The organism is Micromonospora sp. NPDC049175 (assembly GCF_043197345.1).
GTDB lineage: Bacteria > Actinomycetota > Actinomycetes > Mycobacteriales > Micromonosporaceae > Micromonospora.
Genome location: NZ_JBICSY010000006.1, coordinates 23996 through 46067 on the forward strand (window position 1 = coordinate 23996; position 22072 = coordinate 46067).

Genomic DNA, 22072 nt, shown 5'->3' on the forward strand with positions numbered 1-22072 from the left:
CATAACCAACCGGGCAGAGGCGCATTCGGCAGCGGCGAGACCCGGGAAAAGTCGGCCGCGATCGGATGCCGACCGAACGGCCCCCGCGGTCGCCACCGCGCCCGAGCCCGGATAGGGTCGGCAGCGGTGTGCCGGGAAGTCTGGTCGGCGAGTGGATTCCTGCCGTCCCGATGTCCCGAGGTGAGCGCCGCGAATGACCTCCCCCACCCCACCGCCCGAGCGGCGGCCGAAGGCTCGGCTGTTCTCCCGATCGTCCTGGCCCGAGGCCCGGCATCTGTCCGACGTGCTGCGCACCGAGACGGTCGGTGGCGCGTTGCTGCTGCTCGGCGCTGTGACAGCGCTGCTCTGGGCCAACTCGCCCTGGTCCGACTCGTACACCCGGCTCGGTGGTTGGGTGCCCTGGCCCGGCGGCGCGCCCTGGCACCTCGACCTGGACGTGGCCACCTGGGCGGCGGACGGCCTGCTGGCCGTCTTCTTCTTCGTGGTGGGTCTGGAACTCAAGCGGGAGTTCGTCGCCGGTGAACTACGCGACAGGCGCCGGGCCGCGCTGCCCGTGGTGGCCGCTCTCGGCGGTGGTGATCGCCATCGTCGCCGGCCTGGTGCTCGGCAAGAGCATCGGCATCTTCGGCTCGACGTACCTGCTGGCCCGGTTCACCCGCGCCGAACTGGACGAGGACATCACCTGGTCGGACCTGGCCGGAATCGCCCTGCTGGCCGGCGTCGGGTTCACCGTGTCGCTGCTCATCGGCGACCTTGCCTTCGGCACGGGCGGCACCGCCGACGACCGAGTCAAGGCGGCCGTGCTGCTCGGATCGGTGGTCTCCGCCGGGCTGGCCACCACGGTGCTGCGCCGCCGCAACGCGGCGTACCGCCGGGTGGCGGAGCGGGAGCGGCTCGACGCCGACGGCGACGGCGTGCCCGACGTCTACCAGCGACCCGCCGACAGGTAGCGGCGCGGCGCTCGCCCGGGTTACCCGGTCAGCGGCGGCGCTCGGCGGGCGGCAGGTCCTCGGTCTCCTCGGCCAGCGCCTCCGCGGTCGGTGCGGTGAGGTCGTCGCCCGGCACCGCGATCTCCTCGGCGCGATCCTGCTCGTCGGGCTTGCCCGACGGCGGCGGCTCCGGAGCGGTGCCTTCGCCGGCGAAGCCGTATTCGTTCGGTTCGTCGTGCCGGCTCATGTGGTTATCCTCCCGCTTTCCCCGGTTTCACCTCTTACCGCCAACGGTAGGTGGCGATCGTCATCGGCGCAGCGCGCCGGGGATTGTCGGCCGGACCGCGGGGGTGGGCGGCTGAGCGCCGCCCCGAGCAGCTGACGCAGGGCGATGATCGCCACCGCGCCGGCCAGGTCGTTCCATCCCAGCTCGCCCACGAGCCGTAGCAGGCCGGCCGCGGTCAGCAGGTCCAGCAGGATCCGCACACCGCTGCGCAGCGCCCCGGTGGTGAGCGTGGTGAGCACCCCGGCGACAAGCGCCAACGCGGTGACCGCCGTGATCAGCACGGCCATCATGTGCGCCGCTCACCCTCGGTCACCTGCCGCTGCTCCTGACGGATCTCCCGGCCGAGGAAGTAGTTGAGCGCCGTCCGGATCGTCGCGATCGCGGCCAGTTGGCCGATCTGGTCGAACGACGGGGACACCGCCGTCCGCAGGACGTCGGCCGCCAACTGGAATTCGAGACCGAGGGTGAGGAAGCGACCCAGCGAGAGCCGGATCGGCGTGAAACGGGCGGCGGTACGGTGTCGCAGCCCTTCGACCACGAACCGCACCGCCGCCCAGACCGCCCCGACGAAGATGACGAGCGCGCCGCACACCTCCACCACGGCAACCAGCACCTGATCGCCCTGGCGCAACAACTCGGCCGGCTCCACCGGAGGCCGTTACCCGCCCTCGGGCCAGCTAGTCGGCACTCAGGTCAGCTCGTTGACCGCCTCCAGGATCAGCCAGAGACCGGAGATGGCGAACAGGATCGCGGCGCCGTACTTGATGGCCTTCTCCGGCAACCGCCGACCGAGCATCCGGCCCACCAGGATGGCAAGCGCGTCCGCGGCCACCATGCCGATGGTGGAGCCGAGCCAGGTGCCGAACCAGCCGTACTTGGTGGCGAGCGTGATCGTGGCGAGCATCGTCTTGTCGCCCAACTCGGCCAGGAAGAACGCCACCGACACCGCCACGATCGCGGTCTTGCTCGTCTTCTCCGCCTTGCGCTTCTCCTCCTCGGTGAGCTTGTCACCGCGCAGCGTCCACGCGCCGAAGCCGAGGAACGCCACGCCGGCCACCAGGGAGATCCACTCGGTCGGCAGCACCGCCCCGAGACCCACACCGATGGCCACCGACGCCAGGTGCACCACAGCCGTGGCGACAGTGATGCCGATCAGCACCGGAATCGGCTTGAACCGCGTGGCGAAGGTCAGCGCCATCAACTGGGACTTGTCCCCCAGTTCGGCGACGAAGATGACGCCGAAGCTGATCACCAGCGCGGCGAAAAATCCCTCCATGACATCCTTCCCGTTCACGCCGGGAGGAGGTACAGGGGTGCCCTCGACCCGGCTGCAACAGCCTGAGTCGAAGGTCTCGCCCGCCCCGGAGAAGACCGGGGCCGCGTGGCCGGATGCGGAACGCACCAGTATGTCGACCACGACATTGGGGGCTACTCCCCTTCGCGGGACCAGCCTAGCGGATCACCACCGGGCCGGGCCGTGGTGGGTGAACCGGCTCACCGCGCCCGCGCCAGCGTGACCCCGAAGAGCCCGTCCGGGTCGGTCCAGAACTCCGTCGTCGCGAAGCCCGCCGTGGCCAACTCCCCGGCGATCCCCTCCGGGCGGAACTTCGCCGAGACCTCGGTGCGCAACTCCTCCCCCACGGCGAAGTCCACGGTCAGGTCCAGCACCCGTACCCGCATCGGCCGGGTCGCCCGCAACCGCATCTCGATCCACTCGTGGGCCGGATCCCAGCGGGCCACGTGCGCGAACGCCTCCGGGTCGAAGTCGGCGCCCAACTCCCGATTGATCACCCGCAACACGTTGCGGTTGAACTCGGCGGTGACCCCGGCGGCGTCGTCGTACGCGGGCACGACCACCGACGGGTCCTTCACCAGGTCGGTGCCGAGCAGCAGCCAGTCGCCGACCTCCAGCGCGCCGCGCATCGCCGTCAGGAACTCGGCCCGCTCGACGGGCAGCAGGTTGCCGATGGTGCCGCCCAGGAACGCCACCAACCGACGGCCGCCGGTGGGCAGCCGGTCCAGTTGCCGGGTGAAGTCACCCACGATGCCCCGGACCCGCAGGCGCGGATAGTCGGCGGCGATCTGGGCCGTGGAACTCGACAGCGCGCTCACCGACACGTCGAGCGGAACGAACGTGCCCAACCCGCCACGCCGGCTGAAGGCGTCCAACAGCAGCCGGGTCTTCTCCGACGAGCCGGAACCCAACTCGATGAGGGTCTTGGCCCCGGTCAACGCCGCGATGGCGGGAGCACGCTCGGCCAGCACCGCCCGCTCGGCCCGGGTCGGGTAGTACTCGGGTAACCGGGTGATCTCCTCGAACAACTCACTGCCCCGGGCGTCGTAGAACCACTTCGGGGGCAGCCACTTCTGCCCGGCGCTCAGCCCGGCCCGGACGTCGTCGCGCAGGCCGCGCTCCAGGTCGCCCTCTTCGAGGTAGATCTCCAGCGGATCCGCGGTCATCGATAAGCCTTTCTGCTCGAACAACAGGTGGCGCCGGGACCGGTGCGGCTCACCGGATCGGCAACTGACGTACCCGCACGTCACCCACGGTGGCCAGGACCAGGTGCCCCTCCGGCACCGCCCACCACCCGGGGTCGTCGTCGTGCGGCTCGGAGGCGAGCAGCACCGAACCCGGCGTCTCGCGGACCGACAACGCGTGCCCGGCCACGCTGGCGACCGTCCGGCGGCCGTCGGTGAGCAGCAGGTTGAGCCGCGAACCGGGGGCCGCCGCGGCCACGTCCGCCACCGTCTGCCCGACCGCCTCGGCCGGATCCTCGCCGGCACGCAGCCGATGCCGCACCAGCGCCCAGAGCAACGCCGAGTCGGTGGCGGCGTCCAGCGTGAGCAGGTCACGCACCGGCAGCCCGGCGGCGAGCGGCACCACCGCGTCCGGCCAGCCGCGGACCACACCGTTGTGACTGAACAGCCACCGCCCCTCGGCGAACGGCGCGGCGGCGCCGTCGAGCACCGCCATCCCGACCGTGGCCGAGCGCACCGCCGCGAGCAACGCGCCGGTGCGGGTCACCGCGGCGAGCTGGGCGATCGTCGGATCGCTCCAGATCGGCTGCGCCCGTCGGTAGCGCACCGGCGCACCGTCGCCCGGATACCAGCCGACCCCGAACCCGTCGGCGTTGATCGTGCCGCCGCCCCGCATGTCGCGCGGTGCCCAGGACTGCCGCGCCAGCGAGTGCGGCGGATCGAACAGCACCTCGGCAAGGGTGACCGGCGGCCCCAGGTAGGCCAGGTGGCGACACATCAGCGCCCCGCCCCCGCCGGGCCGCCGGTCGCGCGGCAGATCACCGGTACGACTCGTCCGGTCGGACGTCGCGGGCGCAGCGGAACCCACTGAAGATCTGCCGGCGGATCGGATAGTCCCAGTTGCGGAAGGTGCCCCGGCAGGCCGAACGGTCGGTGCCGAACGAGCCGCCGCGCAGCACCCGGTAGTCGCCGCCGAAGAAGACCTCCGAGTATTCGCGGTAGGGGAACGCGGTGAAGCCGGGATGCCCGTCGAACGTGCTCGAGGTCCACTCCCAGACGTCGCCGATGAGCTGGTGCACACCCAACGGCGAGGCGCCACCCGGGTACGCGCCCACCGGCGCCGGCCACAGGTGACGTTGGTCGAGGTTGGCGTGGACCTCGGTCGGGTCGTCATCCCCCCAGGGATAACGGCGGGACCGCCCGGTCGCCGGGTCCCAGCGGGCCGCCTTCTCCCACTCCGCCTCGGTCGGCAGGCGCTTGCCGGCCCACGCCGCGTACGCCTGCGCCTCGTAGAAGCACACGTGCACCACCGGCTCGTCGGCGCGGACCCGGCTCCACCTGCCGAAGCGCCGGTAGGACCACTCGGCGCCGTCACGGCGCCAGTGCATCGGCGCGCTGAGCTGCTCCTGGAGCCGGTGGGACCAGCCCGCCGCGCTCCACCACCGCGGATCGGTGTAGCCACCGTCGGCGATGAAGGCCGCGTACTGCCCGTTGGTGACCGGAGCGGTGTCGATGACGTACGCGGGCAGGTCGACGCGGTGCGCCGGGCGCTCGTTGTCCAACGCCCACGGGTCGGTGTCGGTGCCCATGGTGAACTCGCCGGCGGGCACCAGCACCTCCGGACCGACCCGGGCGGAGGGCTCGGGCGGCGGCGGGGCGTGCAGCACCGCCGGCCCCGACCGGAGCTGGTGGGTGGCGAGCATGGTCTCGTCGTGCTGCTGCTCGTGCTGCACGATCATCCCGAAGGCGAACCCGTCGGCGACCAGCGGCCGTTCGGTGAACGCCACCCGGTCGAGCAGGTCGTGCACCTTGTCCCGGACGGTGCCCAGGTAGGCGCGCGCCTCGGCGGGCGGCAGCAGCGGCAGCGCGGGGCGGTCCCGTCGCGGCTGCTTGAACGCGTCGTACAGCTCGTCGATGTCGCACCGGACCGGCTCGCGGCCTCCGACGTCACGGACCAGCCAGAGCTCCTCCTGGTTGCCCACGTGGGCGAGATCCCAGACCAGCGGCGACATCAGCGGTGAGTGTTGGTGCAGCAGGTCCGCGTCGTCGACCTCGGTCAGCAGCGTCGTGCGGGCGCGGGCCCGCGCCAACTCCCCCGCGATCCGGTCGCGTAGCCGCTCCCCGTCGGTGTGTCCCGTCGTGCTCGTGCTCACCTGTCCCGTCCTCTCGTCGCGGCGGCCAACCGCCGTCGTACTCCGTGCCGGATCTCGTCGTGGATGCCCGCCGGCAGCTCCAGCCGGGGCAGCGTGCGCAGGGCCAGGTCGAGCAGCGTCGCCGCGGCGGCGGCCAGCGCGGCGTCGGCCAGGCCGTGCCGGGCGGCGGCCGACCAGCGGTGCGCCACCGGCGCGGCGGCCGCGTGCGCGGCGCGCACCGTGCCCGGATCGCTGAACAGGGCGGCCAGCACCGCCAGCGGGAGCCGCCAGTCGCGGTCGGGCTGGGCGTCCAGGTAGCGCAGCTCCAGGTAGCCACGCGGGCGGACGGGCGGAAACAGGGTGCTGATGTGGTAGTCGAGGTCGTCGGTGGTGGGCGGTCGGGGCAACGCGCCGTCGAGCCAGTCGGCGAAGGTCACGCCCGGCGGCGCGGTCCAGTCCGTGCCGTGCCGGCGCAGACACAGCAGGGGCGCGGCCAGCACGTACCGGATCCAGTCGGCGGTCGGGTCCTCGTCGACGCGGCCGGGCGTCCAGACCGGGCGGGTGCGGGCCGGGTCGATGGCCAGCCAGGCGGCCATCCGCGCGGAGGCCCAGCCGGTGCGCCGCCCGGCGTGCCGGTTGGCCGACGCGAACACCGCGAGCAGCGGCGGCCCGACCGCGTGGGCGGCCGCCCAGCGTGCCGCGACCTGGTCCGGCTCACCGGCGTCGAGGCAGACCTGCAGGCCGGCGGTGCTGTACATCATGGTGCGGCCGGCCGTGCCGTGCCTGTCGAAGGCGCCGCGCATCGCGCGGTAGCGGGGAGTTTCCACCACCGGGCGGGGCCGTCGGTGGGGGTCGATGCCGCTGCGGCCGAGGATCAGCCCGGCGGTGGCCAGCAGGTCGGTGACCTGGGCGATGTCGGCCTCGGTGGCCTGGATCAGTGCGGTGACCGAGGGGCGGGGCGGGGTGGAGATCTCCAACTGGCCACCCGGCTCGAGGGTCACCAGGCCGCCGTGTCGCAGCGGCTCGGCCGGGCTCGTGACATCCAACGTGGCGGGGGTGTGCCGCCCCAGCGCCGCCCGTAGCCGCGTCGGGTCGACGGGGCGGGCGGGATCGGCGGCGTCGTGCACGGTCCATTCCAGTTCGACGCCTGTGAGTGTCGGTGGGCCGGTCTTGAAGCAGATGCGGGCCAGGTGCCGGCCCGCGGCCCCGGACTCACGCAGGATGGCGCTGCGGTCCAACTCGGGTGACGTCACCAACTGTCGTGACCCCTCTCCGTGTGCCGACTTCGGACGCGGTGTCACCGTAAACCCGCCCACCGACATCGTCGGGGCCGCACGGCGCCACCCATCCCTGTCTAACAGACGAATTTCCCGCGCAGGGCGCAACGGAAACGCGGCGGCCGCCGGCCGTTGACCGGACGGTGCTGCCGGCGGCTGCTCACCGGAGGACGCGGCGGCCCGTCGGCTGCTCACCGGAGGCGCGACGGCCCGTCGGGGGAGGTGGGGCCTGGGGCTTCGCCGGCTCGGACGGCTTGGGCTCGGGCGCCAGCCGCTGGCAGTACGCCTCGACCTCGGCCACACCGCCGGCTTCGGCGACCAACCTCGCGAAGGCCGGCGTCCGGAGCGCCTGCTCCCGCTGTTCGGGCTTCTTGGCCTGCCAGGCACGGCACAGCCCGTGCATCTGGCCGCCGGGCGCGCCGGGGGTCGACGGCGCGCCCGGGGACGGCGGGCCGGGCGCCGGATGGCCCGGTGACGGCGCGCCGGGGGACGGTTGGCCCGGCGACGACGGGCCGGGCGGCGCCGATCGGCTGGGCTCGCCGGACGTGGAGGCGCTCGTCTCGGGGCTCGACGACGTCCGCGACGGCACCGGCGCGACCGGTTCCGGCGTCCGGTCCCGGGTGACCGCGGCGAAGGCGGCGCCGGCCGTGGCAGTGGCCGCCACCGCGCCGATCCAGGCCACCGCGCCGGTGGTCAGGCGACGACGGTGGGGTCGGTGGGGCGCGGACGGCGCCGGCGTGGCCCGCGCGGCCCGGAAGGCGGCCAGCGCGGCCTCCTCACCGGCCAACTCGCCGGGCCGGGCCGGACCGGCGGCCGCGGCGAGCACACCGGCCACCGGGTCCGCCGGGGGTACGCGGGCCTGCGACGACGCCGCCTCCCCTGCGGGCGACGCGGCCCGGGTGGCCTGGTCCGACGGGGCGCGCACGTCGACGCGGGCCGCGTCGAGCAGCCGTTCGGTCTCGGCGTGGTCGACGCGCCGGAACGGGTTCATCCAGAATCCCCTCACGTCAGCCGTCCGCCGGCTCGGCGTGCGGTGCCCGCAGGGATGGGTTGCCGCCCGCGCGGGGTGGCGGCACCCCGTCGACCTCGGCGGACGGCTCGGCCGCGCGCTGCCCTTCCAGCAGGGCCGCGAGCCGGCGCAGACCGCGGTGGGCGGCGGTCCGGACGGCACCGGCCCGGCGGCCCAGCACCCGGCCCGCGGATCCGGCGTCCAGCCCGATCACGGCCCTCAGCAGGACTGCTTCGGCTTCGCGGGGAGGCAGGGTGGCGATCAGGGCCAGGGCGGTCTCGGTGCCGATCGTCTCGCTGGCGCCCTCGGCGGTGTCCGCCGCGCTGGCCAGGTCGACGAGCGCGTGCACCGGGACCGGCAGGGACGGCCGGCGGCGCAGTCGGCGCAGGTGGTCCATCGCCCGGTTGCGGGCGATGGTGACGGTCCAGGCGCGGAACTCGCCACCGGTGAAGGTGGGCAGGTCGCGGGAGACCTGCAGCCAGGTCTCGGAGGCGACGTCCTCCGCGTCCGGGCCGACCAGGGCGGTCAGGTAGCGCAGCAGGCCCGGCTGGAGGCTGCGGTAGAGCAGGCGGAACGCGTCCTCGTCTCCCGCCTGCGCCGCGCTGACCGCGTCGGACAGCTCGCCGGTCATCCGCGGCCCGTGGCGTGCCCGGCGCGCGCCGCCCTGCTCCGCGGCCGTGCGGCAGACCCCGCGGCACGCACCGCCCGTCCGCTGAACACCCGCCCCCGCACCGCCCCTCCGCCAATCTGAGCCCACCCGGACCGGGTCGCCGGGCCGGGGTGTCTGGTGGGCCGACGCCAGGGTCGTCGGCTCGGCGCGCCAGACGGTCGAGACGACCGGGGCGGCCCGAGCCGGGCTAACGCTAGGACGGGGCCACCGACGCGACAAGCCGGCACGTTGTCACGGAAGAGTGACAATTATCAACTCTGCGAGCCGGCGTGTCGTCTGCACTGCCCGTGAGCAGAGCGCCCAAACCAGACCGCGGTACGCCTTTCGGCCACCGTCGCACCACGCCGTGCCGAAATCTGTCACTTTTCGTCACGGCACGTTGTCGCACCGTCACAACGACGCGGCGTCCACACAGGTCAGCCCAATACGCCGCCGTTGTCACTCGTTCGGCGGACAGCCCGTGTCGCGCTCCCGCGCGCCACTCTGGGTACGGTATTGCGGTGTTGTCATCGGGGGTCGTGCTCAGCGGTCGGTACCGCCTGGACGAACGTGTCGCCACGGGCGGCATGGGCGACGTCTGGCTAGCCGCGGACCTCATCCTCGGCCGGCAGGTCGCGGTCAAGGTGCTGCTGCCGACCCTGGTCTCCGACCCCGACTTCATCGCCCGGTTCCGGGCCGAGGCCCGGATCATGGCGGCGCTGCGGCACCCCGGCATCGTGCAGGTCTTCGACTGCGGCGCGGACGACCTGCCCGACGGCGCGGGTCGGGCGGACTACCTGGTCATGGAGTTCGTCGCCGGCGAGCCGTTGTCCAAGCGGATCGAGACGGCCGGGCGCCTCGACGTGGCCGAGACGATGTCGATCGTGGCGCAGGCCGCCGCCGCGCTGAACGCGGCGCACCGGGGCGGCATCGTGCACCGCGACGTCAAGCCGAGCAATCTGCTCGTGCTCGAGGACGGCTCGGTCGTCCTGGTGGACTTCGGCGTGGCGCGTTCGCTCGACATCACCAGCATCACCAGCACCAACGCGGTGCCCGGCACCGCCCTCTACATGGCCCCCGAGCAGGCCGCGGGACGACCGGTCAGCGGCGCGACCGACATCTACGCGCTGGGCGCGGTCACCTACTGCTGCCTCACCGGCAATCCGCCGTTCACCGGCGACAACCCGCTGCAGGTCGCCGTCCGGCACCTCGACGACGAGCCGCCGGAGTTGCCGCACGAGATCCCGGAGGCGGTCCGCGCCCTGGTGTCCCGGGCCCTGGCCAAGGATCCGCAGGATCGCTTCAGCAGCGGCGCGGCGATGGCCGAGGCCGCCCGGACCGCGGTCACGGGCGGCGAACCGCCCACCGCGATGGCGGCGGCCGTTCCGCTGCGCGGCGCCGGGCCGGGCACCCGCGGCGACGGTCCGGTCGGCGCGGCGGTGGCGGATGGGACCCAGGCCGGGCGTGCGCGACGGCGGGGTCCGCTGGTCGGCGCGGCGGTGGCCGTCCTGGTCGCTCTCGTCGGGCTCGGCGCGGCACTGGGCACGATGCACGGTGCCGGCGAAGATCCGGCGGTCAAGTTGCCGACCACCCCGCCGGCGGTGGAGCCGAGCGGCCCGTTGGATCTGCCAGCGGGCAACGAGCAGGTCGCCACCGGCGGCCCAACGCGTCCCGACCGGTCGGTGGCCCCCGGCAACTCCCCGTCGGCGTCGATCTCCGCCACGCCGAGCACGCGACCCAGCCAGACGATCAAGCCGCCGACGCCATCGGTCACGCCGACGACGACCGCGCCGGCCAGCACCCCGCCCAGCACCCCGGCGACCCCGTCGTCGGTGCCCACGTCGACCGCGACGGCGAGCTCGCCGACCGATCCGGAGGTTCCGGCGGGCAACTGAGCGCGCCGGTTTCGCCCAGCGCGGATAGTCCCACCAGCCCCGATATCCCCAAAACGGACTTGGGTCGCCGAACGCCCCTCTAGGCTCCTCAGCAGGTCATATCCACCATCTGCCGCGGGAGCCCGGGTGAACGCTGAAAAGCTGGTCGTGATCGGTCAGGGGTACGTCGGGCTGCCGCTGGCCATGCGCGCGGTGGAGGCGGGCTTCGACGTCGTCGGCCTCGACGTCGACGCCGACCGGGTGAAGCGTCTCGCCTCGGGCGAGTCGTTCGTCGAGGACATCCCGACGGACCGGCTGGGCCGCGCGCTGGGCAGCGGCCGGTACCACCCCAGCACGGAATACACCGATGCCGAGGGCTTCGACATCTGTGTCATCACCGTGCCGACCCCACTGCGCGACGGCACCCCCGATCTGAGCTTCGTCGAGCAGGCGGGTGTCGGCATCGGCCCGTACGTCCGCCCGGGGTGCACGGTGATCCTGGAGTCGACCACGTACCCGGGCACGACCGAGGAGTTGCTGCGCCCCCTGTTGGAGTCGGCCAGCGGGCTGCGCAGCCCCGGTGACTTCCATCTCGGTTACAGCCCGGAACGGATCGACCCGGGCAACCCGACGTGGCGGTTGGAGAACACGCCGAAGGTGGTCTCCGGCGTGGACGCGGTGTCGCTGGCCAGGGTGGACGATTTCTACAAGCGGCTCGTGGAACGCACCGTGCCGGTGGGCTCGACCCAGGTGGCCGAGCTGACCAAGCTGATCGAGAACACCTTCCGCCAGGTCAACATCGCACTGATCAACGAGCTGACCATGCTCTCGCACCACCTCGACATCGACGTCTGGCAGGCGATCGACGCCGCCGAGACCAAACCGTTCGGCTTCCTGCCCTTCCGCCCCGGCCCCGGGGTCGGCGGGCACTGCCTGCCGATCGACCCGTGTTACCTGTCCTGGCAGGTCAAGCGCCGCCTCGGCCGGCAGTTCCGGTTCATCGAGCTGGCCAACGACATCAACCACGAGATGCCCGAGCACGTCACGCAGCGGATCATGGCGGGACTGAACCGCGACGGCCGGGCCGTCAGCGGCGCCCGACTGCTGCTGCTCGGTCTGGCGTACAAGAAGAACACCGGCGACATGCGCGACTCCCCCGCGGTCGACGTGGCCCTGCGGCTGCGCGGGCTGGGCGCCGAGGTGCACGCGGTCGAGCCGTACGCCGAGGCGCACCACATCCCGGACGGGGTCACCGTGGTCGATCTCACCGAGCAGGAGGTCCGCGCCGCCGACGCGGTGGTGGTGGTCACCGACCACGACAGCTTCGACTACGACCTGGTGGTCCAGCACGCGCGCTACGTCTTCGACACCCGCAACCGGTGCGTCGGCCCGCTGGTGGAGCGCCTGTAGACCCGGCACCGCTGGCCGGTCCCGCCGCCGGGAAAGACGGCGGGACCGGCCGGCGGATGTCCGTTCCCGCACCGGCCGGTCCCCACCGCCGGCGGTAGGGCCGGTCACTGGTCGGCGAGCGCCTCGACGACCGGCCGGGACAGCGCCCGGCGGGCCGGCAGCACCGAGGCCAGGAGGGCGGCCAGCACCGCGACGCCGAGGATCAGCCCGAGCTGGCCGAACGGCAGCACCACGTGGAAGTTCTCATTGAGGCGGGCAAGCAGCGCCATCGCGGAGGCGCTGACGCCGGTGCCCAACCCGACCCCGAGCACCGCACCGACAAGCGCCATCAGCACCGCCTCGACGGCGAGCACCGCCCGCATCCGGCCTCGGGTGAGCCCGACCGCCCGCAGCACGGCGTTCTCCCTGGTCCGCTCGACCACCGACAGGCTCAGCGTGTTCGCCACGCCGACCAGGGCGATCACCACGGCCAGGCCGAGCAGCGCGGTGACGAGGGCGAGCACCATGTCCACGGTGCCGGTGAGCATCTTCTTGTACGCGCCCTGGTCCATCAGGTTCACCGTCGGGTAGCTGTCCAGCACCTCCTCGATCGCGTCCCCGGCCCGCTCGGCGCTCACCCCGGCGGCGGGGTCGATCTCAGCCAGGACGCCCCGCTGACCAGGGAAGAGTACGGTGAAGTCCGTGTCGGCCATGTCGATGACGTAGCCCGCCGGCGCACCGTTGCCGGCCGAGTCGTCGGTGACGACGGCGGCCACCCGGAACGACCGGCCCCCGACTGTCACCGAGGAGCCGACCTGCCAGCCTCGTGCCTGCGCCAACTCCCGGTGCACAAGCACCTGCCCCGGCCCGAGCCGATCGGCGTCACCGGTCAGCACCCCGCTCAGCGTGCGGCCGACCAACGCCGGGTGGGCCGCCCGGATCTCGACGTCGGCGACGACCGTGTGGCGCTGCTCGTGCACCACCCCCAACTCGGGGCGGGCGGCAAGCTCACCGGCGAGCGCGGCAGGCAGGTCCTGACCGATTCCAACGACAATGAAGTCCGTCCCGATCTGGGCATCCACGCTGCGTTCAATGCCGTCCTTGGTGCTGCGTCCGCCGACCAGGAAGGCCGACACCAGTCCGATCCCGATCACCAGGGCGGTGGCGGTCGCGGCCACCCGCCGCGGATTGCGGACCGTGTTGGCCACCGCCAACTCACCAATCGCCCCGAGCACACGACGTGCCGGCCAGCCGAACACCCGGGCCAGCGCCGGGACGAGCACCGGCCCGAACAGCACGATCCCGAAGAAGGCCAGCACCCCGCCGACGGCCACCAGCAGCAGTTGACCGGCGCTGGCGGCGCCGGCCAGGGCGGCCACACCGACGGCCAGCACCACCGCGCCGAAGGTCAACCGAACCCAACCAGCCCCCCGGCTCGGCTGCACCGCCGCGTCGGTGAGCGCGGCCACCGGAGCGATCCGCGTGCCCCGCCAGGCCGGGAGCAGGGCGGCGCACACGGTGAGCGCGGTACCCAGCAGCAGGCCGGTCAGCACCGTCGCACCGGTCACGGTCAGGCCACCGGTGACCGGCACGTCCAGTCGGGACATCAGCAGCCTCATCCCGCCGGCGAGGGCCACCCCGAGCAGCACACCCAGCGCGGAGGCGACAAGCCCGAGCACCGCCGACTCCAGCAGCGCGGCCCGGAAGACCTGCCCCCGGGTGGCGCCGATCAGGCGCAGCAGCGCGGTGCGCCGGGTGCGCTGTGCCAGCACGATCGCGAAGGTGTTGGCGATCACGAAGCCGGCCACCACCACGGCGACCCCCACGAAGATCAACAGCAGCATCCGGAACTGGTCCGCGTTGCGGACCGCCTCCTCGACGGCCTCGTCGAGGATCCGCTGACGACTCTTCACGGTGGCTTCTCCGCCGGCGACGGCTCGGACCCGCTCGGTCACCGCCGCGACGGAGGCGCCCGGCTGGACCGCCACCATGACGCGGCCGTAGCCCCGCTCGCCGGTGAGGGCCAACGCGTCCGGCCCGACCAGGCCGACGAACGGGCCCCCCACATCGCGGACGGTGCCGGCCACGTCGACGGTGCCCACCAGGGTGTACGGGCGGGCCGCGCCGCCACGGCCACCGACCCGGACCTCGGCGCCGAGGGCGAAGCCCTCCTCGGCCACCGTCGGCGCGTCGAGCACCACCTCCCCGGGCCGGTCGGGCAGTCGGCCGGCGACCACGTCGTACGAGCGCAGCGCCTGTTCGGTGGGGATGGCCACCAGCATGGTGAAGCCGAGCACCGGACGGCCGTCGGAGCCGAGGACCCCGGCGGTGTTCGTCAGCTCACCGGCCGCGGCGGCCACCCCGTCGACCGCACGCACCTCATCGACGAGGGTCGGCGACAGCAACTGCGCGCCGGTCGCGTAGACACCCAGGTCGGTGTGCCGGTCGAAGGTGCCGGCCCGCTCGTACGCGCCGGCGCGCATCCCGTCGACGAAGATCATCGTGCCGGCGACGAACGCGACACCGAGCACGACGGCCAGCGCGGAGAGCAGCATGCGCAGCGCCTCGGCACGCAACGAGCGCAGGGTCAGGCGGATCATGCGGGGCTCCCGGTGCAGGTGGCGGATCGGACCCCTCCGACGCTATGGCCGGAGCCGGTCGTTTGATCTCCACCTGCGCGCTCGACAGGTGTGCGCCCCGGGTCGTGGTGCGCCCGTCGCCGGCTACGACCCAGGTCGTACGCGGTGTCATCCGCCGGGTGTCACAAGCCCGCTCTCGTACGCCAGGACCACCGCCTGGACCCGGTCGCGCAACTGGAGCTTCGCCAGGATCCGACCGACGTGGGTCTTCACCGTCGCCTCGGCCACGTGCACCCGGGCGGCGATCTCCGCATTGGACAGGCCCTGCGCGACAAGCAGCAGCACCTCCCGTTCCCGGTCGGTGAGCTGCGTGAGGCGCGGGTCCGCGCTCGGGGCGGCGCCGAGCTGCCCGGCGAACCGGTCCAGCAGCCGCCGGGTGATCGACGGGGCCACCACCGAGTCACCCTGGGCCACCACCCGGATCGCGGCCAGCAACTCCTCCGGCGGGACGTTCTTGAGCAGGAACCCGCTCGCCCCGGCCTGGAGCGCCGCGAACGCGTCCGCCTCGGTGTCGAAGGTGGTCAGCACCAGCACCCGGGGCGGGCCCTCGGGCCGTTCGGCACAGAGCCGGCGGGTCGCCTCCACCCCGTCCATGGTCGGCATCCGGATGTCCATCACCACCACGTCGGCCTCGGTACGGGCCAGCACCCGCAGGGCGTCCGCGCCGTCGATCGCCTCCCCGACCACCTCCAGATCGGGCTGGGAGTCCAGCACCATCCGGAACCCGGCGCGGACCAGCGCCTGGTCGTCCACGATCACCACCCGGACCGTCATGCCGCGATCACCTCCGTTGCCGGCCCCGACGTTAGCGGTAGCCGAACCTCGACCTGCCAGCCCCCGGCCGGCCGCGGGCCGGCGGTGAGGCTGCCGTCGTACACCGTCACCCGCTCCCGCATGCCGAGCAGACCGTGACCGCCGGACGGCGCCGGGCTGACCAGCGGGCGACCCCGACCGTCGTCGCGCACCCGGACCACGACGGCCTCGGCGGTGTGGGTCAGGTCGACCTCGACGCCGGCGCCGACGCCGCCGTGCTTGAGCGCGTTCGTCAGCGCCTCCTGCACCACCCGGTAGACGGTCAGCTCCAACCCCGGCGGCAAGGCCGGCTGCTCACCGGTGACGGTGCTGCGAATGCGCAGACCGGCGTCACCGAAGCGGGCCAGCAGGTCGGGCAGCTCGGCCAGCGCCAGACGCCGGTGCTCCGGGTCGGCGGCCGCCACGAGCCCGTCGCCGCCGGACGGGCCGGCGTCGCGCAGGACGCCCACCAACCGGCGCATCTCCTCCAGCGCCGACCGGCCGGTGTCGGCGACCACCTTCACGGCGGTGCGGGCCTGCGCGGGGTCCCGGTCGAGCATGAACCGGGCGCCGTCGGCCTGGACGATCATCACCGCCAGGCTGTGGGCGACGACGTCGTGCAGCTCACGGGCGATCCGGGTGCGCTCCTCGGCGACCGCCGCCCGGGACTCGGCCTCCCGTTCACGTTCCAGGGTGGTGGCCCGTTCCTCCAGGCTGAGCACGTAGAGCCGGCGGGTCCGCACGTTCAGCGCGACAAGCCACACCGCGCCGGTGACAAGCGCGTACCACAGCGCGGTCACCCACCAGGTGATGACGCCCGGGGTCTGCACGGCGGCGAGCACCACCCCCACCGCGGCGGCCGCGCCGGCGAGCACCGCGGCGCGCAGCCGCTCGCCGTACTTCACCACGCTGTAGAGCGCGATCAGGACGGCGACGTCGAACGGCAGCGGCCCCCACCTGGCGATCACCTGCACCAGGCCGAGCGCGGTGATCACCACGGTCACCGCGCCCGGGTGCGCGCGGCGGAACAGCAGCGCCGCGGCCATCCCCAGACAGACGAGCGCGGCCGCCCACCCGCCCGCCAGGTTCGCCGCGCCGGCCACGCCGATGAGGGCCACCACGACGGACACGGCCACGTCGAAGGCGACGCCGCGCAGCGGGCGGCCGAACATCCTGCGTTCCACGGTCACCCAGCGTACGTGCCGGTCGACGGGCCCTCGCGCGTCAGCGGCCGAGGACCTCGCGCATCCGGTCGATCTCGACGGTCTGTTCGGTGGCGACCGAGGTGGCGAACTCGTTGAGCGTGAGGTCGGAACCGACCGTTAGCAGGTTGGTGGCCATCTCGATGGCGCCCTGGTGGTGCGCGGTCATCATCCGCACGAAGAGCCTGTCGAAGTCGGGGCCACGGCTGGCGGCGAGCTGCCGCATCGCCTCGGGTGACTGCATGCCGCGCATGGCGCCGTGGTCGTGGCCCTCGACCTCCGCCGGTAGGCCGCGGGTCTGCAGCCAGCCCCGCATCATGCCCATCTCCGGTCCCTGGCTGGCCCGGATGCGCTCGGCGAGGGCGCGGATGTCGGGGTCGGCGGCGCGGTCGGTGGCGAGTTCCGCCATCGCGAGGGCCTGCGCGTGGTGCGGAATCATCATCCGGACGAACACGACGTCCAGCGAGTTGTGCGGCGCGGGGCCCGCGTCGCGGACCTCGTGGGCCGGGCGGGTGGCGGCGGCCTCTCCCGGGCGGCCGGGGGCGATGACGGTCAGATCGGTGGGGACCGGGGCGGCCGTCGGCGAGGCGGGGGTGACGGGTGCGGAGGCCGACTGGGCGGTGCCTGTCGCGGCGTCGTCCCCGGCGCGGCTCACGACGACTGTCACGAGCGCGAGCAGGAGCGCCAGTGTGACGATCGCCAGGGTTCGTGCGCGCCGATCAGTCATGGGCCACTCCCTGGAGTCGAGGTCATCGCGATGCTATCCATTGACGGAGGCACTTCGATGTGACCGGCATCACATCGACGTTCATCGTCGAACGGTAAGGTGTCGACAATCATCTCCCCCTTGCGAAGGGCCTCGCCGATGATCAGACTCCACATGCCACGGCCACGACACCTACGCATCGTGGCGCTCGCCACAACCGGGCTCCTCGTCGCCAGCGCGCTCGTCGCCCCGGCCGGCAACGCCCAGGTGGCACCGCCGTCGACGCCCACCGCCACCGCGATCCCCGGCGTCGACGAGATCGTCAGCAGCCCCAACCTGCGGCAGATCGCCAACCTGCCGAAGGTCGCCCCCCTGGACGCGACGAACAGCGACCTCGCCTTCCAGGGCAGGTACGCGTTCGCCGGCAACTACAACGGCTTCGTCATCTACGACATCTCGCGGCCCAGCGCCCCGACGGTCAAGGCCCGGGTGCTCTGCCCGGGGTCGCAGAACGACATCTCCGTCCACGGCGACCTGCTCTTCCTCTCCACCGACTCGCCCCGCAGCGACGACTCCTGCACCAGCACCCCGGGGGCGCCGCTCGAGAAGGGCTCGTGGGAGGGCATCAAGGTCTTCGACATCAGGGACAAGGCCAACCCGCGCTACATCAAGTCCGTCGAGACGGCCTGCGGCTCGCACACCCACACCCTGGTCCCGGGCAAGGACCGCAAGGCCGTCTACCTGTACGTCTCGTCGTACAGCCCGCGAGTCGAGTTCCCGGACTGCCAGCCGCCGCACGACTCGATCTCCATCGTCAAGGTTCCGTTGAAGAAGCCGACCGACGCGGCGGTGGTCGCGACGCCGAACCTCTTCCCGGACGGCGGCTTCCCCGGCAGTGAGACCGGCTCGGCGACGACCGGTTGCCACGACATCACCGCCTACCCGTCGAAGGACCTGGCCGCCGGCGCCTGCATGGGTGACGGCATCCTGCTCGACATCAAGAACCGGGAGGCGCCCCGGGTCATCAACCGGATCCGGGACACCGTCAACTTCGCGTTCTGGCACTCCGCCACCTTCAACAACTCCGGCACCAAGGTGGTCTTCACCGACGAGCTGGGTGGTGGCGGGGCGGCGACCTGCAACGAGGCCATCGGCCCCAACCGGGGTGCGGACGCCATCTACGACATCGCCGGCCGCGGTGACGCCCGGACGATGACGTTCCGCAGCTACTACAAGATCCCCCGGGTCAACGCGGACACCGAGAACTGCGTGGCGCACAACGGCTCGCTGGTGCCGGTGCTCGGTCGCGACATCATGGTCCAGTCGTGGTATCAGGGCGGCGTCTCGGTCTGGGACTTCACCGACTCGGCCCACCCGAAGGAGATCGCCTTCTGGGAGCGCGGCCCGCTCTCGGCGGACACGTTCGTCGGCGGTGGCACCTGGTCCGCGTACTACTACAACGGCCACATCTACTCCAACGACATCGTGAAGGGCCTGGACGTCCTGGAGCTGAACGACTGGCGTACCTGGTCGGCCAAGCTGACCCGCTACAACGAGCTCAACGTGCAGACCCAGCCCAGCTACCTGGGCTGGTAGGCACCCCGCACGAAGCCGGGCCCGGTCCCCGACCCTGGGGGCCGGGCCCGGCCGGGTGTGACCCGTCACCCGGGCGGGGGTTGCCCGCCGGTCGGCCGCCGGCTGTGCCAACGTGGGCAGACGTGAAACCCGCAGCCCCGCCCGAGCCCACCGTGCGCTGGCGCCCCCATCCGCTCGACGTCGTGGCTGTCGGCCTGGCGGTGGTAGGCGCGGGCTGCGCGCTGAGCGGGCTGCTGCCCCGGGCGGAGACCACCGCCACCCTGCACCGGATCCTGCCGCTGCTGCTCTTCCTCGGCACGGTGATCGTGCTCGCCGAACTGACCGCCGTGGCCGGCGTCTTCGACGTGCTGGCCAGCCGCCTGGCCATCGCCTCCCGGGGCAGGTGGGCGGCGCTGTTCGTGCTCTGCGGCGGCCTCGCCACGCTGACCACCCTCGTGCTCAACCTCGACACCACAGCCGTGCTGCTCACCCCCGTGCTGCTCGCGTTGGCCCGCAACCTGCGCGTCCCGGCCGCTCCGCTCGCGGTCACCACGGTCTGGCTGGCGAACACCGCGAGCCTGCTGCTGCCGGTGTCGAACCTGACGAACCTGCTGGCCGCCGACCGGGTCGGGTTGACCCCGCTGGCCTACGCCGAGCGGATGGCGCTGCCGCAACTCGCCGCCGTGGCGGTCACCATGGCGCTGCTCTGGTACGCGTGGTGGCGGCGGGACCAGCCGGCCGGCGGGCGTTTCGTACCGCCGGCCCGGCACGTGCCGCCGGATCCGGTGCTGCACCGCGTCGCGCTCGCCGGCTGTCTGCTCTTCGTCGCCGGCATCCTCGCCGGGGTGGAGATCGGTCTCGCCTCCGCCGTCGCGCTCGCGCTGGTGCTCGTCGGGTTCGTCGTCCGCTCCCCCGCCACGCTGCGCCTGAATCTGGTGCCGGTGCGGCTGCTGCTCTTCGTCGTCGGCCTGTTCCTGGTGGTGCAGACCATCGGTCAGCACGGCTTGGACGACCTGGTCGGCGGCCTGCTCGGCACCCACGGCGGCACGCTCGGCGAGCTGCGCGCGGGCGGTACGGGCGCGGTGCTGGCCAACCTGGTCAACAACCTGCCCGCCTACCTGGCCGGCGAGTCGGTGTTGCCGCCGGGCGATCACACCCGCCTGCTGGCGCTGCTGATCGGCACCAACGTCGGCCCGCTGGCCGTCCCCTGGGCGTCGCTGGCCACGCTGCTGTGGTTCGAGCGGTGCCGGGCGGCCGGGGTGGCGGTGCCGATGCGGCGGTTCGTGCTGACCAGCACGCTGCTCGCGGTGACCGCCACGGTCGCGGCGGTGGGCGCGCTGCTCCTGGTGAGCTGATCCACTATTGAATGGTTCTCACTCTATTGCGATGGATGAACCACCAAGACGTGTTATCGACCTAAAGCGCGAGATGACCGTTTATGCTGGTTCGACACCGATACGAGTAGGAGAACCGATGACAGCGCACCACGAGCTGGACACAGCCCAGACAGCCCCTTCGGACTACCGCCCGCCGACGATCCAGCGCCTGGGCACGCTCGCCGAGTTGACCAAGGGCGGCACCGTCGGCCCGGACGACGGCCTGGGTGGCGGCGGCGACGGTTCACTCTGACCCGTCACCGCCCGCCATCGTGGGAGGACCGCCGTTGCTCACGATCCGCCGGGCACAGCGCCGGTTCGGTCGTCGAGTGATCTTCACCGACCTGGACCTCGACGTCCCGGTCGGTGCCCGGGTGTTCCTGGGCGGCAACAACGGATCCGGCAAGACCACGCTGCTGCGGTGCCTGTCCGGCACGCTGACCCTCAGCGCCGGACAGGCCACCGTCGGCGGCCACCCGGTCGGCTCACTGCCCGCCCGACGCCTGACCGCTGTTTGCCTCGCCCCGGAGCAGGGCCTCTACGAGCAACTGTCGGCGCGGGAGAACGTGGCCCTCGTCGCCCGGCTCCGGCTGCCCCGGCGAGCTGTCCGCGCGGCCGTCGCCCGCGTCGAGGCCGAACTGGACCTGGCCGGCTACGCCACCGTCCCCGTGCAGCGGTGCTCGGCCGGAATGCGAGCCCGGGTCAGCATCGCGCGGGCTCTCGTCGCCGAGCCCGCGCTGCTGCTGCTCGACGAGCCGGGCCGTTCCCTCGACGAGCGGTCGCGGCTGCTGTTGTGGCAGGCGCTCGACCGGCGTCCCGAGCTGGCCTGCGTGATCGCCTCGCACCTCGCCGACGACCGTGACCGGTGCCAGTCCGCCCTGACCCTCACGGCCACCCGATGACGACGCCGACAACGCCCGCCGCGACCACCAGCCGCCCTGTCGATCGCCGGGCCGCCGGCGCCAGTGCTGTCGCGATGGTCCTCGCCCTGGTCCGCCGTGATCTCGGCGACCCCCGGCAGTTCCGGCTGCCGCTGCTGCTGGACCTCGCCTTCGGGGTGGTGAACCTTGTCGTCTTCCTGTTCATCTCCCGGGTGCTCACCCCCTCCTCGGGCACCGACCTCGCCCACTCGCCCAGCTACTTCGACTTCGTGGCGGTCGGCATCACCTTCCTGCTCGTCCTCCAGGCCGCCACCACGCAGCTGACCGGTCGGGTGATCCGCGAACAGCGCGGCGGGACCCTGGAGGTGCTCGCCGCCCAACCCGTGCCGGTCACCGCGCTGGCCATCGGGACCGCCGGCTACCCGTTCCTGTTCGCCCTGCTGCGCTCGTGCGTCTACCTGGCCATCCTCGGCTCCGTGCTCGGTCTGCGCACCGACCGGGCCGACTGGTGGGGGGTCGCGGTGCTGCTGATCGCCGGCACCGCGTCGGTGCTGGGCATCGGCATCGCCCTCGCGGCGTTCACCGTCGCCGTCGGGCACGGCGACGCCGCCGCCCGACTGTTCGTCGTCGGGCTCACCTTCGTGTCCGGCACGTACTTCCCGGTCTCCGAACTCCCCGGTCCCCTGCCGGAGCTGACCGCGGTGCTGCCCAGCCGGATCGCCCTGGACGGCCTGCGCGCCGCGCTGGCCGGCGGCGACTGGGCCTGGTCGGCCGTGGCGCTGCTCGGTGTCACCGCGCTCCTGGTGCCGCTGTCGAGCTGGGCCTTCGCGGGGGCGCTGCGGGTCGCCGCCGGCCGCGGCGCCCTGAAACGCGATTGA

The 22072-nt window shown here is 73.0% G+C and carries 21 protein-coding genes and 1 pseudogene; 8 read left to right on the plus strand and 14 right to left on the minus strand.

Annotated features, from left to right (window positions below):
* The first annotated feature begins 193 nt into the window (after window positions 1–193).
* Window positions 194–950: pseudogene (locus ACGFH8_RS23395) on the plus strand (Na+/H+ antiporter NhaA).
* Between the two features lie 28 nt (window positions 951–978).
* On the opposite strand, the gene ACGFH8_RS23400 reads toward ACGFH8_RS23395, so the two are convergent.
* From ACGFH8_RS23400 to ACGFH8_RS23445, 10 genes are all read right to left on the minus strand, one after another.
* Complete coding sequence (locus tag ACGFH8_RS23400; protein WP_393370526.1) at window positions 979–1176, minus strand: hypothetical protein; 198 nt, start codon at window positions 1174–1176, stop codon at window positions 979–981.
* On the minus strand, window positions 1173–1505 hold the full coding sequence (locus ACGFH8_RS23405; protein WP_393370528.1) for a hypothetical protein: 333 nt from the start codon (window positions 1503–1505) through the stop codon (window positions 1173–1175). Before ACGFH8_RS23405 ends, ACGFH8_RS23400 begins: the two co-directional genes overlap by 4 nt.
* On the minus strand, window positions 1502–1864 hold the full coding sequence (locus tag ACGFH8_RS23410; RefSeq protein WP_393370531.1) for a DUF1622 domain-containing protein: 363 nt from the start codon (window positions 1862–1864) through the stop codon (window positions 1502–1504). Before ACGFH8_RS23410 ends, ACGFH8_RS23405 begins: the two co-directional genes overlap by 4 nt.
* Before the next feature lie 39 nt (window positions 1865–1903).
* On the minus strand, window positions 1904–2491 hold the full coding sequence (locus tag ACGFH8_RS23415) for a TMEM165/GDT1 family protein (protein WP_272611408.1): 588 nt from the start codon (window positions 2489–2491) through the stop codon (window positions 1904–1906).
* A gap of 218 nt (window positions 2492–2709) precedes the next feature.
* On the minus strand, window positions 2710–3675 hold the full coding sequence (gene egtD / locus ACGFH8_RS23420) for an L-histidine N(alpha)-methyltransferase (protein ID WP_393370534.1): 966 nt from the start codon (window positions 3673–3675) through the stop codon (window positions 2710–2712).
* 49 nt (window positions 3676–3724) lie between these two features.
* Window positions 3725–4471 (minus strand): ergothioneine biosynthesis protein EgtC, encoded by a 747-nt coding sequence (gene egtC / locus ACGFH8_RS23425; RefSeq protein WP_393370537.1) that lies wholly within the window; start codon window positions 4469–4471, stop codon window positions 3725–3727.
* A gap of 40 nt (window positions 4472–4511) precedes the next feature.
* A complete protein-coding gene (egtB, locus tag ACGFH8_RS23430; RefSeq protein ID WP_393370540.1) occupies window positions 4512–5846 on the minus strand; it encodes an ergothioneine biosynthesis protein EgtB in 1335 nt (444 codons plus the stop codon).
* Entirely contained in the window at window positions 5843–7081 is a 1239-nt protein-coding gene (gene egtA / locus ACGFH8_RS23435; protein WP_393370543.1) for an ergothioneine biosynthesis glutamate--cysteine ligase EgtA, read from the minus strand. The genes egtB and egtA overlap by 4 nt, the downstream gene beginning before the upstream one ends.
* Before the next feature lie 181 nt (window positions 7082–7262).
* The gene (locus tag ACGFH8_RS23440; protein ID WP_393370546.1) at window positions 7263–8093 is read right to left on the minus strand and encodes a hypothetical protein; all 831 of its coding nucleotides are present in this window, start codon (window positions 8091–8093) and stop codon (window positions 7263–7265) included.
* Window positions 8094–8109: 16 nt separating this feature from the next.
* A complete protein-coding gene (locus tag ACGFH8_RS23445) occupies window positions 8110–8742 on the minus strand; it encodes an RNA polymerase sigma factor (RefSeq protein ID WP_393370549.1) in 633 nt (210 codons plus the stop codon).
* A 539-nt stretch (window positions 8743–9281) separates the two neighbouring features.
* Here ACGFH8_RS23445 and ACGFH8_RS23450 point away from each other — a divergent pair.
* Both ACGFH8_RS23450 and ACGFH8_RS23455 read left to right on the plus strand, forming a co-directional pair.
* The gene (locus ACGFH8_RS23450) at window positions 9282–10655 is read left to right on the plus strand and encodes a serine/threonine-protein kinase (RefSeq protein WP_393370551.1); all 1374 of its coding nucleotides are present in this window, start codon (window positions 9282–9284) and stop codon (window positions 10653–10655) included.
* 126 nt (window positions 10656–10781) lie between these two features.
* The gene (locus tag ACGFH8_RS23455) at window positions 10782–12044 is read left to right on the plus strand and encodes a nucleotide sugar dehydrogenase (RefSeq protein WP_393370552.1); all 1263 of its coding nucleotides are present in this window, start codon (window positions 10782–10784) and stop codon (window positions 12042–12044) included.
* A gap of 104 nt (window positions 12045–12148) precedes the next feature.
* On the opposite strand, the gene ACGFH8_RS23460 is transcribed toward ACGFH8_RS23455, so the two are convergent.
* The 4 genes from ACGFH8_RS23460 to ACGFH8_RS23475 all read right to left on the minus strand — a co-directional run bounded on the left by ACGFH8_RS23460 (window position 12149) and on the right by ACGFH8_RS23475 (window position 17383).
* Window positions 12149–14623 (minus strand): ABC transporter permease, encoded by a 2475-nt coding sequence (locus ACGFH8_RS23460; RefSeq protein WP_393370555.1) that lies wholly within the window; start codon window positions 14621–14623, stop codon window positions 12149–12151.
* Window positions 14624–14770: 147 nt separating this feature from the next.
* Window positions 14771–15436: a response regulator gene (locus ACGFH8_RS23465; RefSeq protein WP_393370557.1), complete on the minus strand. Its 666-nt coding sequence runs from the start codon at window positions 15434–15436 to the stop codon at window positions 14771–14773.
* Entirely contained in the window at window positions 15433–16644 is a 1212-nt protein-coding gene (locus ACGFH8_RS23470) for a sensor histidine kinase (RefSeq protein WP_393370559.1), read from the minus strand. The genes ACGFH8_RS23465 and ACGFH8_RS23470 overlap by 4 nt, the downstream gene beginning before the upstream one ends.
* Window positions 16645–16678: 34 nt before the next feature.
* A complete protein-coding gene (locus ACGFH8_RS23475; RefSeq protein ID WP_393370562.1) occupies window positions 16679–17383 on the minus strand; it encodes a DUF305 domain-containing protein in 705 nt (234 codons plus the stop codon).
* Between the two features lie 138 nt (window positions 17384–17521).
* Here ACGFH8_RS23475 and ACGFH8_RS23480 point away from each other — a divergent pair, with 138 nt between their 5' ends.
* From ACGFH8_RS23480 to ACGFH8_RS23500, 5 genes are all read left to right on the plus strand, one after another.
* A complete protein-coding gene (locus tag ACGFH8_RS23480; RefSeq protein WP_393370564.1) occupies window positions 17522–18958 on the plus strand; it encodes an LVIVD repeat-containing protein in 1437 nt (478 codons plus the stop codon).
* Between the two features lie 122 nt (window positions 18959–19080).
* The gene (locus tag ACGFH8_RS23485; protein ID WP_393370567.1) at window positions 19081–20292 is read left to right on the plus strand and encodes an SLC13 family permease; all 1212 of its coding nucleotides are present in this window, start codon (window positions 19081–19083) and stop codon (window positions 20290–20292) included.
* Between the two features lie 118 nt (window positions 20293–20410).
* The gene (locus ACGFH8_RS23490) at window positions 20411–20566 is read left to right on the plus strand and encodes a lasso RiPP family leader peptide-containing protein (RefSeq protein WP_393370570.1); all 156 of its coding nucleotides are present in this window, start codon (window positions 20411–20413) and stop codon (window positions 20564–20566) included.
* Window positions 20567–20600: 34 nt separating this feature from the next.
* Window positions 20601–21215 carry an ATP-binding cassette domain-containing protein gene (locus ACGFH8_RS23495; protein WP_393370573.1) on the plus strand — a complete coding sequence of 205 codons (615 nt, stop codon included), beginning with the start codon at window positions 20601–20603 and terminating at the stop codon, window positions 21213–21215.
* A complete protein-coding gene (locus tag ACGFH8_RS23500; protein WP_393370576.1) occupies window positions 21212–22072 on the plus strand; it encodes an ABC transporter permease in 861 nt (286 codons plus the stop codon). The genes ACGFH8_RS23495 and ACGFH8_RS23500 overlap by 4 nt, the downstream gene beginning before the upstream one ends.

Excerpts from the sequence above, each read along its gene's own strand:
- ACGFH8_RS23490 (WP_393370570.1), top strand. The coding sequence starts at position 20,411 with ATGACAGCGCACCACGAGCTGGACACAGCCCAGACAGCCCCTTCGGAC.
- egtC (WP_393370537.1), bottom strand. The coding sequence starts at position 4,471 with ATGTGTCGCCACCTGGCCTACCTGGGGCCGCCGGTCACCCTTGCCGAG.
- ACGFH8_RS23500 (WP_393370576.1), top strand. The coding sequence starts at position 21,212 with ATGACGACGCCGACAACGCCCGCCGCGACCACCAGCCGCCCTGTCGAT.
- ACGFH8_RS23405 (WP_393370528.1), bottom strand. The coding sequence starts at position 1,505 with ATGATGGCCGTGCTGATCACGGCGGTCACCGCGTTGGCGCTTGTCGCC.
- ACGFH8_RS23465 (WP_393370557.1), bottom strand. The coding sequence starts at position 15,436 with ATGACGGTCCGGGTGGTGATCGTGGACGACCAGGCGCTGGTCCGCGCC.
- ACGFH8_RS23415 (WP_272611408.1), bottom strand. The coding sequence starts at position 2,491 with ATGGAGGGATTTTTCGCCGCGCTGGTGATCAGCTTCGGCGTCATCTTC.
- ACGFH8_RS23460 (WP_393370555.1), bottom strand. The coding sequence starts at position 14,623 with ATGATCCGCCTGACCCTGCGCTCGTTGCGTGCCGAGGCGCTGCGCATG.
- ACGFH8_RS23475 (WP_393370562.1), bottom strand. The coding sequence starts at position 17,383 with ATGACTGATCGGCGCGCACGAACCCTGGCGATCGTCACACTGGCGCTC.
- ACGFH8_RS23445 (WP_393370549.1), bottom strand. The coding sequence starts at position 8,742 with ATGACCGGCGAGCTGTCCGACGCGGTCAGCGCGGCGCAGGCGGGAGAC.
- ACGFH8_RS23400 (WP_393370526.1), bottom strand. The coding sequence starts at position 1,176 with ATGAGCCGGCACGACGAACCGAACGAATACGGCTTCGCCGGCGAAGGC.
- ACGFH8_RS23440 (WP_393370546.1), bottom strand. The coding sequence starts at position 8,093 with ATGAACCCGTTCCGGCGCGTCGACCACGCCGAGACCGAACGGCTGCTC.
- egtD (WP_393370534.1), bottom strand. The coding sequence starts at position 3,675 with ATGACCGCGGATCCGCTGGAGATCTACCTCGAAGAGGGCGACCTGGAG.
- ACGFH8_RS23480 (WP_393370564.1), top strand. The coding sequence starts at position 17,522 with ATGATCAGACTCCACATGCCACGGCCACGACACCTACGCATCGTGGCG.